The organism is Dactylosporangium sp. CS-047395 (assembly GCF_050942185.1).
GTDB lineage: Bacteria > Actinomycetota > Actinomycetes > Mycobacteriales > Micromonosporaceae > Dactylosporangium.
The window spans coordinates 8677385-8693021 of sequence record NZ_CP192015.1; the positions used below are offsets into that span (position 1 = coordinate 8677385).

Annotated in this window: 13 protein-coding genes; 8 read left to right on the forward strand and 5 right to left on the reverse strand. The window is 72.5% G+C overall.

Going from position 1 to position 15637, the window contains the following annotated elements; all coding sequences use genetic code 11:
• The first annotated feature begins 61 nt into the window (after nucleotides 1-61).
• From ACQP00_RS40505 to ACQP00_RS40530, 6 genes are all read left to right on the forward strand, one after another.
• The gene (locus tag ACQP00_RS40505) at nucleotides 62-1177 is read left to right on the forward strand and encodes a substrate-binding domain-containing protein (RefSeq protein WP_433206988.1); all 1116 of its coding nucleotides are present in this window, start codon (nucleotides 62-64) and stop codon (nucleotides 1175-1177) included.
• Nucleotides 1178-1249: 72 nt separating this feature from the next.
• The gene (locus ACQP00_RS40510; protein WP_433206991.1) at nucleotides 1250-2431 is read left to right on the forward strand and encodes an ROK family protein; all 1182 of its coding nucleotides are present in this window, start codon (nucleotides 1250-1252) and stop codon (nucleotides 2429-2431) included.
• Between the two features lie 447 nt (nucleotides 2432-2878).
• Entirely contained in the window at nucleotides 2879-3361 is a 483-nt protein-coding gene (locus tag ACQP00_RS40515) for a SigE family RNA polymerase sigma factor (protein WP_433206994.1), read from the forward strand.
• On the forward strand, nucleotides 3358-4701 hold the full coding sequence (locus tag ACQP00_RS40520) for a hypothetical protein (RefSeq protein WP_433206997.1): 1344 nt from the start codon (nucleotides 3358-3360) through the stop codon (nucleotides 4699-4701). Before ACQP00_RS40515 ends, ACQP00_RS40520 begins: the two co-directional genes overlap by 4 nt.
• A 26-nt stretch (nucleotides 4702-4727) precedes the next feature.
• Nucleotides 4728-5351 (forward strand): response regulator, encoded by a 624-nt coding sequence (locus tag ACQP00_RS40525; RefSeq protein WP_433207000.1) that lies wholly within the window; start codon nucleotides 4728-4730, stop codon nucleotides 5349-5351.
• Nucleotides 5348-6352 (forward strand): sensor histidine kinase, encoded by a 1005-nt coding sequence (locus ACQP00_RS40530; RefSeq protein WP_433207003.1) that lies wholly within the window; start codon nucleotides 5348-5350, stop codon nucleotides 6350-6352. Before ACQP00_RS40525 ends, ACQP00_RS40530 begins: the two co-directional genes overlap by 4 nt.
• A gap of 217 nt (nucleotides 6353-6569) precedes the next feature.
• On the opposite strand, the gene ACQP00_RS40535 is transcribed toward ACQP00_RS40530, so the two are convergent.
• Genes ACQP00_RS40535 through ACQP00_RS40555 form a run of 5 tightly spaced genes read right to left on the reverse strand, consistent with a single transcriptional unit; the run spans nucleotide 6570 to nucleotide 13918 of the window.
• Nucleotides 6570-7112, reverse strand: coding sequence for a DUF7158 domain-containing protein (locus ACQP00_RS40535; RefSeq protein ID WP_433207006.1), 543 nt, complete (start codon nucleotides 7110-7112; stop codon nucleotides 6570-6572).
• Nucleotides 7109-10912 carry a glycoside hydrolase family 38 C-terminal domain-containing protein gene (locus ACQP00_RS40540; RefSeq protein ID WP_433207009.1) on the reverse strand — a complete coding sequence of 1268 codons (3804 nt, stop codon included), beginning with the start codon at nucleotides 10910-10912 and terminating at the stop codon, nucleotides 7109-7111. Before ACQP00_RS40540 ends, ACQP00_RS40535 begins: the two co-directional genes overlap by 4 nt.
• Before the next feature lie 8 nt (nucleotides 10913-10920).
• On the reverse strand, nucleotides 10921-11727 hold the full coding sequence (locus ACQP00_RS40545; RefSeq protein ID WP_433207012.1) for a carbohydrate ABC transporter permease: 807 nt from the start codon (nucleotides 11725-11727) through the stop codon (nucleotides 10921-10923).
• Entirely contained in the window at nucleotides 11724-12569 is an 846-nt protein-coding gene (locus ACQP00_RS40550) for a carbohydrate ABC transporter permease (RefSeq protein WP_433207015.1), read from the reverse strand. Before ACQP00_RS40550 ends, ACQP00_RS40545 begins: the two co-directional genes overlap by 4 nt.
• Nucleotides 12566-13918: an extracellular solute-binding protein gene (locus tag ACQP00_RS40555; protein ID WP_433207018.1), complete on the reverse strand. Its 1353-nt coding sequence runs from the start codon at nucleotides 13916-13918 to the stop codon at nucleotides 12566-12568. The genes ACQP00_RS40550 and ACQP00_RS40555 overlap by 4 nt, the downstream gene beginning before the upstream one ends.
• Before the next feature lie 106 nt (nucleotides 13919-14024).
• On the opposite strand from ACQP00_RS40555, the gene ACQP00_RS40560 reads away from it, so the two are divergent.
• Both ACQP00_RS40560 and ACQP00_RS40565 read left to right on the forward strand, forming a co-directional pair.
• Entirely contained in the window at nucleotides 14025-15023 is a 999-nt protein-coding gene (locus tag ACQP00_RS40560) for a LacI family DNA-binding transcriptional regulator (RefSeq protein WP_433207021.1), read from the forward strand.
• A 111-nt stretch (nucleotides 15024-15134) separates the two neighbouring features.
• Nucleotides 15135-15590, forward strand: coding sequence for a Rieske (2Fe-2S) protein (locus ACQP00_RS40565; RefSeq protein WP_433207024.1), 456 nt, complete (start codon nucleotides 15135-15137; stop codon nucleotides 15588-15590).
• Nucleotides 15591-15637: the final 47 nt, after the last annotated feature.

A 15637-nucleotide genomic window follows, 5' to 3' on the forward strand; every position in this document is an offset into this window, starting at 1 on the left:
ACCCTGGCGGCACGACGCCCCTATCCCCAGTAACATCCAGAAAGAAAGGGCTTTCAAAGCCATGCGCAAGTTCCTCACCAGGAGCCTCGCGGTCAGCGCGGTCGCGCTGGTTGCGCTGAGCACCGCCGCGTGCGGCAGCAGCGACCGTGACGACAGCTCCAGCGGCTCGTCCGGCGGCGCCAAGGGCTTCGCCAAGGACGCGCTGATCGGCGTCGCCCTGCCGTCGAAGACCTCGGAGAACTGGGTCCTCGCCGGCGACCTCTTCACCAACGGCCTCAAGGACGCGGGCTTCAAGTCCGACGTGCAGTACGCCGGTGCGTCGACCACGGTCGCCGACCAGCAGTCGCAGATCTCGTCCATGGTCACCAAGGGCGCGAAGGTCATCGTCATCGGCGCCACCGACGCCGCGCAGCTGGGCACCCAGGTCAAGCAGGCCAAGGACTCCGGCGCCGTCGTCATCGCCTACGACCGCCTCATCACCGGCACGTCGGACCTCGACTACTACGTCGCGTTCGACAACTTCAAGGTCGGCCAGCTCCAGGGCCAGGCCCTGCTGGACGGCATGAAGGCCAAGAAGCCGACCGGCCCGTGGACCATCGAGCTGTTCTCCGGCTCGCCGGACGACAACAACGCCGGTGTCTTCTTCAACGGCGCGATGGACGTGCTCAAGCCGGCCATCGACAAGGGTGACGTCATCGTCGGCTCCGGCCAGACCGACGTCAAGCAGACCGCCATCCAGGGCTGGAAGGCCGAGGGTGCGCAGGCCCGCATGGACACCATCATGACCTCGACCTACGCCACCGGTGGCAAGACGCTGGACGGCGTCCTGTCCCCGAACGACACCCTGGCCCGCGCGATCATCACCTCGGTGAAGGCCGCCGGCAAGCCGGTCCCGGTCGTCACCGGCCAGGACTCCGAGGTTGAGTCGGTCAAGAGCATCATGGCCGGCGAGCAGTACTCCACGATCAACAAGGACACCCGCAAGCTGGTGGCCCAGACGATCGAGATGGTCAAGAAGCTGCAGGCCGGCTCCGAGCCCGAGGTCAACGACACCAAGTCGTACAACAACGGCTCCAAGGTCGTCCCGTCGTACCTCCTCCCGCCGGTCATCGTGACCAAGGCGAACGCGGCCGAGGCGTACGCGAACGACCCGAAGCTCAGCCCGCTCACCAAGTAACACCGGCAACGGCGTCGTGGGTCCCCGGAGCGCTTTTCCGGGGACCCACGCTCGTTCCAGGAGGCGTACAGCGTGTCCTCCTCGACCAGTAGCAGCCCGCAGGAGTCGGTGCGCCGGCAGAACCTCGGGGCCCTGCTCCGCTACATCCACGTTCGCGGCGCCACCTCGCGTGCCGAGCTGACCAGCCGGCTCGGCCTGAACCGCAGCACCATCGGCGCGCTCACCGCCGACCTCGCCACCGCCGGCCTCGTCGACGAGGGCGTCCCCCACGAGACCGGCCGCGCCGGCCGCCCGTCCATCGTGGTGCGCCCCAGGTCGTCGCGCGTGTACGGGTACGCGCTGAGCCTGGAGCTCGACCGCCTGCGCGCCGCCCGCGTCGGGCTCGGCGGCAAGGTCCTGGACGGTCGCACCGCGCAACGCCCGCCCGGCCCCGACCCGGCCCCCACCATCGCCGCCCTGGCCGCGCTCGTCGCCGACATGCAGCGCACCGCCCCCGCCGACGCCGTGCTCGTCGGCTCCGGCCTGGCCGTCTCCGGCTCCGTCCGGCACCACCTCGGCTGGGCCGACGACACCCTGGAACCCGAGCTGGCCGGCGCCCTCCAGCCGCGCCTGGGCCAGTCCGCGGGCCCGTTCCTGGGCGGCATCGCGGACCTGGCCGCCCTGGCCGAACACACCCGCGGCGCCGCGACGGGCGCCGACAACGTCATCTACCTGCACGGCGACGCCGGCATCAGCGCCGGCATCATCGCCGGCGGCCGCCGCATCACCGGCTTCGGCGGCCACGGCGGCGAGGTCGGCCACATGGTCGTCAACCCCGGCGGCCGCCTGTGCGGCTGCGGCTCCCGCGGCTGCTGGGAAACCGAGATCGGCGAACGAGCCCTGCTCCACCTCGCCGGCCGCGCGATCGCCACCCCGGGCGCCGCCATGACGGCCGCGATGCACGCCGCCCAGGACGGCGACGAACTCGCCCGCGACGCCGTCCTGCACGCCGCCGACTGGCTCGGCTTCGGCGTCGCCAACCTGGTCAACATCTTCAACCCGACGGTGGTCGTCTTCGGCGGCACCCTGCGCGAACTGTTCCTGACCGGCGCCGACCAGGTGCGGCATCGGCTGTACACGATGGCCCTCCCCGCCTGCCGCGAACACGTCGCCCTGCACACCCCGCAACTGGGCGACGACGCCCCCTTGGTCGGCGCGGCGGAGCTGGCGTTCGAGTCGCTGCTGTCCGACCCGCTCTACGCCGCCAAGCCCTGACCGCTTTCTGAACGCACGCGCGCGAACTCGGAGCCGCATCCGCTCCGGTCGGCCTGCGCCCCGGCGACCGGTTAGGCGGCCACCTCCGACAGCCGCGCCGCCGACCGCCGGGCGCGTTCCACGACCTCCTCCGGCGGCACCGGCGCGCGGGCTCGACCGGCGCCGGCGTCGACGCGTGCGTCCCCACGTCGACGCGGAAGCCGGCGATCCAATCGACGGCGGCCCGTTCCAGCGCGTCGAGGATCTCTCGGATACAGGCCGCCGCGGGCGAGACCGAAACCGAAGGGCCGGCCACCAGCGCCGGCGAATCCGGCGGCAACGGGTCCAGCGCTCGCCGTTCCGCCGAGCGATTCCAGCTCCGTCGGCCCGCCGCGAAAGTGGCGTTCAACCTTTCGGGGTGGTGGGGCGTGCATGCTGTGACGGCGTCCGACAAGGAGGCGGCTCAGCGTGCCGGGTGAGGGATTCGAGCAGTTCGTGCGGCTGCGGTACACCGAGCTGTTGCACACCGCGTACCTGCTCACAGGGTCGGTGGCGGCGGCCGAGGACCTTGTGCAGAGCTGCCTGCTCAAGATCATGCCGCGGTTCGAGCGGGTGGCGGAGCCGATGCCCTATCTGCGGCGGGCCATGGTCAATCAGCGGACGAGCTGGTGGCGGGCGGTGCGGCGGGAGTTGCTCAGTTCGGCGCCGCCGGAGCTGGGTGCGGGGGATCCGGCCGGGGCGTTCACGGAGCGGTCGGCGCTCGTCGCGGAGCTCAAGAAGCTTCCCGCGCGGATGCGGGCGGTCCTCGTGCTGCGGTACTGGGAGGACCTCGGCGAGGCCGAGACCGCGGCGGTGCTCGGGTGTTCGGTCGGGTCGGTGAAGAGTCAGGCGTCGCGGGGGCTGGTGCGGCTGCGGGCGCTGCTGGAGTCGGGCGAGAGGAGCGGGCGGTGAGCACGGTCGAGGAGCGGCTGCGCGAGGAGATGGGCCGCGCGGTTTCCGGGGTGCGGCCGGCGCCCGACCCGTACGGGCGGCTGCTGCGGCGCAAGCGCCACAAGCGGCGGTTCGGCCTCGCGGCGGTGGTCGCGGTCGTCGCCGCGGCGCTCGTCGGGGGGCAGGCGCTCACGGCCGGCGGGCCGGGGCCGACCGCCATGTACGACTTCCGGCCCACGCTGGTGCTCAACGAGCGGACGCGGCAGATCATCGACGCGCCCACGCGGGGGGATCGGGCGGATCAGGCGGGGGTGGTCGCGGAGGCATTGCGGGACAACCGCGCGAAGTGGGGGATCGCGCCGGAGTTCGATCGGCTCAAGGTGCTGTTCGTGGCGCGGGCCGGGGAACGGTGGGGGTTCGGGGCGGCGTTCTACGACCGCGACGCCGCGGTGTTCGTCGGGGCGTTCGGGGCCGCCGGCAAGAGCGCCGCGGAGCTCATCGCGGACCGGTACACCAACACGCAGACCGGGGACCTGTCCGAGTTCAACGCGATCTCGCTCGAGGACGCCACGGTCGCGTTCACGGTGCCGGGGTGCGACGCGCAGGTGGCGGCGGCGAGTGTGGTGCGTGCCGACGGTACCGTCGAACACTCCTGGGTCGGCGAGGGCGACTTCGCGGTGCTGCCGCGGGCGGATCACCTGTGGCGGGTGGTCTGCGACGGCGTGGTGCGCGAGACCGGCTTCCGCAACCTAAGCCGGGCAAGGCTCGACGTCATCCCGGCGGCCGAGCGCGGGAGCGCCGATGCCGCCCTCGCCGGGGGCGCGTTCGACTCGTGCCCCGTCGTGCCGACGCTGGACGTGCGCGAGCGGCGGGTCCTGTGGGGCGGCACCCCACCCGGCGAGAACCGGTCGGTCGTGGTGACGCTCGGGATGCTCGACGGCGGTGCGGCCCTGGTGTGCGCGGCCGCCGGGGCCGGGCGGCCGATGATGGCGGCCAATGCGTCACCCTACGATCTGCCGGCCGGGGGGCCCGACGTCCCGACCGGCCGGCTGACCACGGCCGTCGTCGCGTCCGACGCGCTGGTGACGGTCCGCCTGCCGGATCAGGTTCGGCAGGGGTACTCCAACCGCCTCCTCGTCATCGCCCCGCCCGCCGCCACGGTGCTGCGGGTGACCGGCGGGCGGGACGAGCAGGTCACCCTCGACGGCGGCGTCGGGGTGATCGAGGCCCCGTTCCCCGCGAGGCTCGGCATCCAGGCGCTGGACGCGTCCGGGGCCACGCTCGCGACGGCCGGGGTCGCCGAACCGTCCGGCGCCGAGTTCGTCATCGCCGGCGAACCGATCATCCACAACTGGGAGTGATCCGGCCGGCGAGGTAGAAACGAGGGGTGACCACCTGGCGCATCCTGCTCGCCGACGACCATCTCGTGGTGCGGGCCGGTCTGCGGGCACTGCTCGCGGCCGATCCGCGCTGCCGGGTCGAGGGCGAGGCGGCCGGCCTCGACGAGCTGCGCACCGTCGCGCGCCGGCTGCGGCCCGACCTGATCGTGCTGGACCTCAGCTTCGGCGCCGACAGCGCCCTGGACGTGCTGCCCGAGCTGCTGGCCAACGAACCGGCGCCGCGGATCGTGGTGCTCACCATGCACGACGACGTGTCGTTCGCGCGGGAGGCGTTCGCGAGCGGCGTGCACGGCTACGTGCTGAAGGAGGCCGCCGCCGACGAGCTGCTGCGGGCGGTCGAGACGGTGATGGCCGGCTCCGTGTACGTCGACACCGAGCTCGGCGCCCGCATGGCCCGCACCCGCCCGGCGCCGGCCGACGACCTCAGCCCGCGCGAGCGCGAGGTGCTCGCCCTGCTGGCCGCCGGGCACACCAACGCCGAGATCGCCCGGCGGCTGTCGCTCAGCCTGCGCACCGTCGAGTCGCACCGGGCCGGCCTGCGCACCCGCCTCGGCACGACGAGCCGGGCCGAGCTGGTCGCGGCGGCCAAACGCATCGGCCTGCTGCAATGAGCAAGGTGGCCGCGCTCGCCACCGTCGGCGTGGCGCTGCTCGGCACCGCGATCGTGCTGGAGCTGGGCAACCTCGGCCCGCAGACCGAGCTGTGGTTCGGCGTCGGCGCGGGCGTGGTGTTCCTGCTGGCCCTGGCCGTGGTGCCGGCCGCCGAGCCGCGCCGCTTCACCGTCCGCGCGCGCCTGCTGGCCGCGGCCGGCATCGCCGCGCTCATCGCCGTCGCCGCCCTGTGGCAGGGCACGGTCAAGCCGGCGCCGGAGGTCCTCCTGCTGCTCATCCCGGTCGCCCTGCTGTTCGCGACGGCCGGCCTGGCGCTGCGGGAGGCGGCCGTCGAGCAGCGCCGGGCCCGGTTGCGCGAGGCGGGTTCGCGGCTCGACGGGGCCGAGGCCGAGCGCCGCCGCTGGGCCCGCGAGCTGCACGACGAAACCCTTCAAGAGCTTGCGGCGGTACAGGTCCTGCTCGCACCCGGCACGCCCGCCGGACTGGCCGATGCCCGCGAGATCGTCGGCCGGCAGATCCAGTCCCTCCGGAGGCTGATCGCCCAGATGCGTCCCCTGGCCCTCGACGCGCTGGGCCTGGCCGCGGCGCTGGAGGACCTGGCCCGCCACGCCCGGGACCGCGACGGCGTCGAGGTGACGGTGTCCGCCCACGGCCTCCCCCGGCTTCCGGCACCGGCGGAGACGGCGGTGTACCGCATCGTGCAGGAGGCTCTCACCAACGCGGTCCGCCACGCCGGCGCCCGGCACATCCAGGTCGAGGCCGGCCCGCACGGCCCGGACCTGCGGGTGCTCGTGCGCGACGACGGCCCCGGCCCGCCCCCGGGCGGCTTCACGGCCGGCCACGGGCTGCTCGGCATCCGCGAGCGCGCGGACCTGCTCGGCGCGGACCTGTTCGTGGGCGCGGGCGCATCCGGCGGCACCGTCGTCCGCCTCGACTTCCCCAACCAGCGCCCGGACCCGGAACCGCGGGGTGCGGGACCCGGGCCAGCTGCGCCGCGCTGAGCCCGGGTCCACCGGTCCCCCCTTCCCCCGGCGCCGAAGCCGTGGCCGGAGCACCGGGCCGCCCCTGGGCGGGCCTTGCCGCCATGGGCTGGACACCCGGCCGCCGCCGGCGACGCCGCGACGTGCACCAGGAGACGTGACCGCATTTGCAGTGTGCGCGGGCGGGTCGGGCCTGTCCTCGGTACCGTCCCGCACGCCGATTGCGGGTTTCCCGCAATCAGTGGTGGTGGGCGTAGTCGGGCTGGGCCGGGTCCCCGGGGTGCTCGAAGCCGGGCATGAGCCGGACCAGCGCCGCGCACCGCTCGTCGAGCCAGCGGCCGAAGTGCCGGTCCCGGGCCGCCTGCCCGAGCACCGCGGCGACGGCGGCCCGGCTCCGGTCGAGCGGCTCGGGGTGGCGGTCGCGGTTGCGCTCCCAGTAGTCGCGGATGGCGTCCTCCCCCACCGTCACGCCCTCGGTGACCGCCGCGTAGACGTCGGGCCGGGCGGCGGCGACGGCGGCCGCGACCCCGCCGAGCCGGAGCGCGCGCCCGAGCGTCGGCGGGGCGGCCGTCCCGGCCGGTGGCAGCCCGCGCCGCCGGGCCTCCTGCTCGGCGACGGCGGTCGCGGTGAGCACCTGCACGAGCCACCGCCGCAGGTTGCGACCCTCGGCCGACGACGGATGCGGCAGCCGCGCCGCGAAGGGCCCGTCCCGCATCGCCGCCGCCAGCTCGTCGACCGCGGCCACGGTGACCGGCTCGGCCCCGACGTACGCGGCGATCACGGCAGCACCGTCACGGTGATGGGCTCGGTGTAGTGCAGCCGCCCGGCGCTCGCGATCCGGGCCAGCAGCCACCAGGTGCCCGGCGGATGGCCCTCCGGCACCGTCACGGGGAATTCCGCGGCTCCACCGTGGACGGACGCCACCGGGGTGAGCTCCCAGGTGGGCCAGGGTCCGATCAGGTGGACCTCGGCGTCGTCGGGCGCCCCGGCCACCCGCACGACCGCCGACTCGCCCCGCCGCAGCTCCAGCGAGCCCGGCGCGAGCGTCCCCGCGACCGGCGCGGGCTCGTCGGGCCCGACGAGGAGCCGGGCGATGTCGTACACGCCGTTCGGCAAGGTCGCTCGCAGCCGGTGCTCCCCCGCGGCCACCCCCGGAGGCGGCGCCACCTTGACGGTGAAGGTCGCGTGGCCGCCCGGCGGCAGCTCGTACGGCAGCGCCCCGGGCGTCACCGTCCACCCCGCGGACGCGGCCAGCGTGACCTCGCCCGTCGCGCCCGCGGCCACCAGGTCGGAGGAGATCGTCACGTCGACGGACACCTCGCCGGCCACCACGGTCGCGTCCGGCGCGAGGTGCACCGACAGGGGCATGTTGCCGATCGGCGCGGGGCCGGTGTTGTGCAGCCAGTACCGCGCGTAGGCCGGCCCCCGCACCGGCTCGGCCGCCGGCAGCGGCCGGTCCACGTCGAGCAGCACCTGCCCGATCCCGGCACCGTCCAGGCCGAAGTCGTCCGGCAGCGGCCGCTCCAGCAGGTCCACGACCCGCCGCCCGCGCACCGGCACGTCGAGTCCGATGTGGACGTCCGGCACCGGGGCACCCGTCGCCTCGTAGTACCGCGCCAGCACCGCCGAGACCTCGCCCGGCACCGCCCCGGAGGCGAGCGGATCGCCGCTCGGCTTCAGCGCGGTCAGGACCACGGTGGACGGTGTCACGGCGACCAGCCGCGCGGACACCGGCGGCCCGGCCGGTGCGAGGCGCGCGTGCAGCGGGTGGTTCACCGCGTGGCCGGCCGCGACCAGCCCGGCGGCCCGCCAGTCCCCCGCCCCGGCCACGATGCTGTAGTCGAACACGTGCGTCCAGTGCTGCTGCTGGAAGTTGGAGCCGTCGGGCGCGGTCCGCCGCGGCGGGTCGATCCACACCCCGGACGGCCACCCGGTGCAGGACCGCACCAGCGACAGGTGCAGCGCCCCGCCGGGGTCGACGGCGAACCCGGGCATGCCCCGGTTGACGATCCCGACCGTGTAGTCGTCCAGCGCCGGGTCGGGCCCGAGCTCACCCGCGACCGTGATGGTCCCGGTCGCGGCGAGCTCGGCACACACCGCGGGAATCTCACCCGGGGCGAGCACCAGCACCGGCAGGTCCTGCGCCCCGGTGAGGTCCGCGTTGGGCGTCCAGACCTCGGTCAACGGCCGCGCGGCCGGGATCCAGGTGCGGCCCGCGTCGGCGGAGGAGATCCGAATCCGAACGTCGGGCAGGTTGGAGTCGACCGCGAGGTTGCCGTAGCGCGGTCCGTCCACGGTGGAGCACGTCGCCGTGACCCCGCGCCGGATCAGGGCCAGGGCCAGGTCGCGCGCGAGGGGCCCGGCGCCGATGATCTCGGCGACGCCGATGGCGCGGCAGGCGGTACCAATGCGGACCTTGGCGGTTGAGGACAGCGCGAACCAGTGCTGGGCCGGGTTGTCCAGCGTCCACGGGGCCGGTCCGGCGTCCACGTCGATGAGCCCGAAGCCGCGGCCCACCACCGCGTTGCCGACCTCGCTGACCGGCAGGGCGCCGGGGACGGCCGCGGGCCAGCGCACCCGGACGAGCTGGTCGGCGCCGTCGAAGGCGTCGAGGCGGGTCTGCACGTCGAGGCGGGGCACGCCGCGCCACAGGGTCAGGGTCTGCGTGTACCGCGCCGGGCCGACCTCGCCCGTCACCGTCACCCGCTCGCCGAGGGTGCTCGCCTCGACGGTCACCGACAGCGCCGGAGCCTGGGCGGACCCCAGCTTCGCCGGACCCTTCGGCAGCAGATGCCACGGCCCCTCGTGCACCTCGGGGTGCGCGGAGTACTCCTCGTAGACCAGCAGCTCGTTCCCCACCCGCCCGGCCGCGAGCAGTTCGCGATCGTTCCGCAGATCCACAATGGACGAAACCGCACCACCACGATCCGCGTCGACAGTGACACTGAACGTCTCGTTGGCAATGGTCAGACCGTCCACAGTGGACCAGACCACGGGCGCCGGAAGCGGAAACGTCCGGTAGCCGACGCCAGGCACATCGGCAGCAAGAAACGGGACGTCACCGAAGTGCACGATGTCGGTGCGGTCCCACGACGAGGGGTTGAACACCGCCACCCGCGGCGCCCCGTCACCCGCGGGCAGCCGGGCAACCAAGGCGGAGAGCGCACCATCGAGCACGGAGGACGCGAGATCGTGCGCCTGCCGCCAGCCGGTGAGCAGGTCGAGGTACACCTGGTCGGACTCGGAGCCGGTGATGCCGTCGTGGTGCGCGCCGAAGACGAGCTGCCGCCACGCCATGTCGGTCCGCTCGTGCGGGAACGGCGAGCCGTGCAGCCCGGCCAGGGTCGCGAACATCTCGGCGTCGGTGAGCAGCGCCTCCGTGTGCCGCTGGGCCTGCTTGGTGTCGATGAACGAGACGTCCTTGCCGGTGTAGATCGGGTTCATGTCCCGGGTCTGCGGCGAGAACGACCCGGCCTCCGCGCGCACCGCCGCGAAGAACTCGCGCGGCAGCCCGCACACGAAGCGCGGCCAGGTGTAGCGGGCGTTCCAGTCGCGGTAGATGTCGACGACCCACTTCGCCGGCGGGCTGTAGTCGGTGCCGACCGGCAGCAGGATGTTGCGCGTGCGGGCGACCTTCTTCAACAGCAGGTACAGGCGATAGATGCTGTCCGAAGCGGCCTCGAGGGTCGGCTGGGCGTCGATGTGCCAGCCCGCCGAGTAGTGCGCGGGCATGTAGTGGGTGAGCACGCCGAGCCCGTTCGGGGACAGCCACTCGAACTCGGCGTCGAACTGCATCGTCGACGGGTCGCCCCAGCCGCGCTCGCCCGGCGTGTAGGTGGTCTGCATCGGGCCCCACTGGTGGAACGGGCCGCGGGCCCACGACGAGGAGTCCAGCCCCGCGGCGGCGGCCAGGCCGGGGAAGTTCGGGTCGTGGCCGAACGCGTCGAGCTGCCAGGCGGTGCGCGGGTCGCCGCCGACGATGTCGCGCTGGAAGCCGATGCCGTAGCGGAAGTTGCGGATCGTGGTCTCGGCGAGCGTCAGGTTGGTGTTGGGCTCGTTGTAGGTGCCGCCGACGAGCTCCAGCCGGCCCTCGGCGAGCAGCCGCCGGATGTACGCGCGGTCCTGCGGGCAGGCGTCCCAGTAGGGCTTGAGGTAGTCCAGCTCGGCCAGCACGAACTTGTACTCCGGGTGCAGCCGCGCGGTCTCCAGGTGCAGCCGGACCAGCTCGAAGCCGGTGCGCTGAAAGTCGCCGCGGAACTCCCCGCCGGTCTGGCCGGGCGCGCCCCAGGTGGCGGTGTACGCGGCCTGGGTGGTCCACCACACCGGGTCGTAGTGGAAGTGCGAGACCATCCACACCGTCCAGCCGGGCTCGGCCACGACGAGCTCGCCGTGCCCGATCTGCCCGCCGGCCTCGACGGTGATGGGAATGACCGTCCCGGGCGGAGCGTCCACGTCGACCGGCACCTCGCCGACGCCCTCACCCCGCACCCCGTCGCCCCGGACCGTGGCCGGCCCGTCGACGTCGAGCACCCGGACGACCTGCCGGTCGCCGACGAACAGCTCGGTGGACTCGATGCGCATGCTGTGCCCTACCCCTTCACCGCACCGGTGAGGCTGAACGCCCCGCCGAACACCCTCGACAGCACCGAGTACATCAGCACGACCGGTGCCGTGTAGAGGATCGCGAACGCCGCCAGCTGACCGTAGGCGACCTGGCCGTAGGTGGAGAAGAACGTGTAGATGGTGACCGAGGCCGGCTGGCTCTCCGGCGCCTGGAGCAGGATGAACGGGACGAAGAAGTTGCCCCACTGCAGGACGAACGTGAACACGAAGACGACCGTCAGGCCGGGGATCATGAGCGGGAGCACGATGCGGTACAGCGACTGCGCCCAACCGGCCCCGTCGGTCCACGCCGCTTCCTCCAGCTCGACCGGGACGCCGTCCATGAAGTTCTTCATCATCCAGATCCCGAACGGCAGCGACGACGCGGTCATGAACAGGATCAGCGCCGGGACCGAGTCGGTGAGCTCGAAGCGGCTGTACAGCGTGTAGACCGGCACCATCACTGCGGTGATCGGCAGGCACGTAGAGAACAGGATGGTGTACAGCAGCGCCCGGCCCGAGCGGCTGCGGTGCCGGGACAGCGGGTACGCCGCCAGCACCGCCGCGACCACGGTGAGCAGCGCCGTGCCGCCGGAGATGATGAGCGAGTTGAGCATCGGGATGAACACGGTGTCCGCATTGAGCACATCGGCGAAGTTGCGCGTGGTGAAGTGCCAGTCGATGTGCGCCGAGAGCGCGGCGCCCGGCTGGATCGAGGCGATCAGCAGCCACCCGAACGGCAGCAGGAACAGGACGGCGACGAGCGCGAGCACGGCCCGCGCGGCCGCTTTCACGCCTCCTCCAGCCGGATGACCCGCACGTAGATCAGCGAGAAGATGGCCCCGATGAGCAGCAGGACCAGCGCCATCGCGGTGCCGTAGCCGAGCTTGTAGAACTGGAACGACTCCTGGTACATGTAGATCGGCGTCGTCTGGCTGCGGTCGCCGGGCCCGCCCTTGGTCATCACGTAGATGAGCCCGAAGGACGCCAGGGTCTGCAGGGTGATGAGCATCAGGTTGCTCACAATCGAGCGGCGGATGAGCGGGATCGTCACGTACCGCAGCCGCTGCCACACCGACGCCCCGTCCACCGACGCGGCCTCGTGCAGGTCGGGCGGGACGTCGTCGAGCGCCGCCTGGTACACGAGCATCGAGAAGGCGGTGCCGCGCCACACGTTGGCCAGGATGACCGCGAGCATCGGCGCGGTGTAGAGCCAGTTCTGGTCCGCGCCCAGGGCGTTGAGCGTGCCCTCGCGGTGCAGGAACGAGTACCAGCAGAACCCGGCCACCGTCTCCGGCACCGTCCACGCGGCCACGACGATGCCGGTGACGATCACCCGGGTGACCCGCCCGGCGCTTTTGAGCAGCAGCGCGATGAGCAGCCCGAGAGTGTTCTGCCCGATGACCGCCGAGCCGACCACGAAGATCAGGGTCAGCTCCAGGGAGTTCCAGAACTGCTTGTCGTGCCACATCGTGACGAAGTTGTCGGCGCCGACGAAGTGCACCTCGGAGGTACCGGTGAGTGCCAGGTTGGTGAAGGCGCTGTACACGCTCCACAGCAGCGGCCCCGCGAAGAACACCCCGAGCAGCAGCAGCGCGGGCGCGAGGGCCACCGCCCGCGCCGCCATCGCCCTCATGGCTTCGTGGTGACCTTGTCGTCCCCGCCGACCGCGGATCTCACCTGGTCGGCGAAGGTCTTCGCGGCCTGGTCGGGTGCCGCCTGCCCGGTCATCACCGACTCCATGGCGACCTGGATCGCGTCGGACACGTGCGGGTAGTCCGGGTACGCGGGCCGGAAGTGGGTCACCTTCACCAGGTCGGTGAAGAACTGCAGGGCCGGGTTCGACTGGAGGTACTTCGGGTCGGCGGCCACGTCCGCCCGCTCGGCGATCTGCCCGGCGGCGATGTCGTACGCGAGGGTGTTGTCCTTGTTCAGCATCGTGGTGACGAAGTCGAACGAGGCCTTCTTGTCCTTGGCGTGCGCGCCGACCGAGAGCACCCAGCCGCCGGACATGCTGGTGGTGCCGGGCGCCTCGCCGTGCTGGGTCGGCATCGCGGCCTCGCCGAGCACCGTGCTCCACTGCGGCCACGGCTTGCTGCCGGAGTCGAGCCAGGTGCTGGACAGCCACGAGCCGTCGAGGTCGATCGCGAGCTTGCCGGTCGGCAGCAGCTCGGTGGAGACGCGGGTGCCCCAGTTCGGGTCGAGCGCGTCCTGTGGCTCGGGGGCGAGCTTCTCGCCGAAGATCGTCTTGATGAAGCCGAGCGAGTCGTTGAAGCCGGGGCTGCCGACGATCCACTTCTTGGCGTCGGCGTCGTAGAGGGTGTCCTTCGTGCCGTACAGCAGCATCTCGAAGCCCTGCATGGTCGAGCCCTCGCCGGCGCCCTTGCCGGAGTAGACGTTCAGCGGCGTCACGCCGGGCAGCTGCTGCTTGAGCGTGCGGGCTGCGGCCAGGATGTCGTCCCAGCTCTTCGGCTGCCACGGTACGGGCAGTCCGGCCTGCTTGAAGAGGTCCTTGTTGTAGTACAGGGCGCGGGTGTCGGTGCCCATCGGCACGCCGTAGGTCTTGCCGTCCTGCGCCTTGGCCGCGCTCTTGGCGGCGTCGCTGAACTGGCTCCAGTCGGACCAGCCGGACAGGTACTCGTCCAGCGGGGCCAGGAAGCCGGCCTGGATGTCGGTGTTGACCAGGAATGTGTCCTCGTACAGCACGTCGGGCGCGGTCTTCGGGGAGCGGTTCATCAGCGAGAGCTTGGTGTAGTAGTCGTTCTCGGACGCCTCGATCGGCAGCAGCTTCACGGTGTAGCCCGGGTGGGCCGCCTCGTACTCGCCCTTGACCCGCTTGAGCTGGTCGTCGAGCTGGATGAAGGCGCCGAACTTCTGGTAGGCGACGGTGATCGTCTTCGCGTCGTCCCCGCTGTCGTTGCCGCACGCGGCGGTCGATCCGAGCAGCAGGGCGGCCAGGGCAAGAACGGCAGTGTTTTTGCGCATGGTGCACCTCCCCAGGTGGCGGGCCTGGTTTGAAAGATCAACGTCTATGTGAACGTTTTCAGAAAACGTAATCAGGTACCGTACGCAAGTCAAGAGAGGAGCCTCGATGTCCTTGCGCCGCCCCACGATGCACGACGTCGCGCGCGCGGCGGGCGTGAGCGTCGCGACGGTCTCGCGGGTGGTCAACCACGAGCGGTACATCCGGCCGGAGACGAAGGCCGCCGTCGAGGAGGCCATCGCCGCGCTCGGGTTCCGGCGCAACGAGTCGGCCCGCACCCTGCGCCCCGGGCAGAACACCCACACGGTGGCGCTGGTCATCGAGGACGTGGCCAACCCGTTCTGGTCCGGCATCGCCCGCGGCGCCGAGGACGTGGCCCGGCGGCACCGGCACATGCTCGTCGTGGGCAGCACCCGGCAGAGCTTCGAGCTGGAGCGGGAGCTGCTGCACGACCTGGTCCTGCGGCGCCGGGTCGACGGGCTGCTCGTGGTGCCGACCGCGCACTCGCAGCGCTCTCTGCACACCGAGCTCGCGGGCTGGGCCCCGATGGTCTTCATCGACCGCACGCCCGGACGCGTCGCGGCCGACTCGGTCGTGCTGGACAACCACGGCGGCGCCCGCGAGGCAGTGTCGCAACTGCTCCGCCTCGGGTACCGCCGGATCGCCTACATCGGCGGCGACCCCTCGGTCGGCACGGGCGCGCGCCGGCTGGCCGGATACCGCCAGGCGCTCAAGACCGCGGGCGTGCCGGGCGACCCGGCCCTCGTGCACGTCGGCGTGCACACGGTCGCGGTGGCCCACGCGACGACCCTGGAGCTGCTGCGCGGCCCGGCGGCGGCCGACGCGGTGTTCGCCGACAACAACCGGATGGCGGTGGGCGTCCTGCACGCGGTCCGCGCGCACGGCGGCGGCGCCGGAGTGGCCGCGTTCGACGACCTGGAGCTGGCCGACCTGCTGCCGGCCCCGGTCACGCTGGTCACCTACGACGCGGCGGCGCTCGGAGCCCAGGCGGCGGAGCTGCTGTTCGCGCGGATCGGCGGCGAGTCCGGCCCGCCGCGCCGGGTGGTCCTGCCGACCACCGTCGTGACCCGCGGCGGCCCGGCCTGATGTAGATAATCTTCCATACGTCTATGTAGAATTGCCAAGCCCTCAATCAAAGCGCGCCACAGAGCGGTGGCGGGCTGTGCCGTGCCCGCACACCGAAGGGACATCGTGGCAATGAACGAAGACCGAGTGCAAGCGTGTGCTCACCGGAGGGCCGTCCTGGCCGGGATCGGGGGGCTCTCCACGGCCGCCCTGCTGGCCGCCTGTGGCGACGCGGACGCCACCACGAGCCAGCCGGCCGCCGAGGCGCCCGCGGCCGCACCGCCCGCGGCCTCGTCCGCCGCGCCGGGGCCGGTGGCCGACACCTCCGAGGTTCCGGTGGGCGGCGGGATCGTCGCCAACGGCGTGCTGATCGTGCAGCCGGCGAGTGGAACTTTCAAGGTGTTCGACGCCGCCTGCCCGCACAAGGGCGTGCTGGTGAAGCCCCCGCAGGACGGCGTGGCGGTCTGCCCGGCGCACGCGTCGAAGTTCAACATCACCGACGGATCGAAGATCACCGGGCCGACGCCGAGCGGCCTGAAGGAGATCAAGTCCAAAGTGGATGGAACCAAGATCCTCCGCCTCGAGTGAGTAAACCGGTCGGCTCCCCGTTGACGATGGCTTGATCATTTACTTAT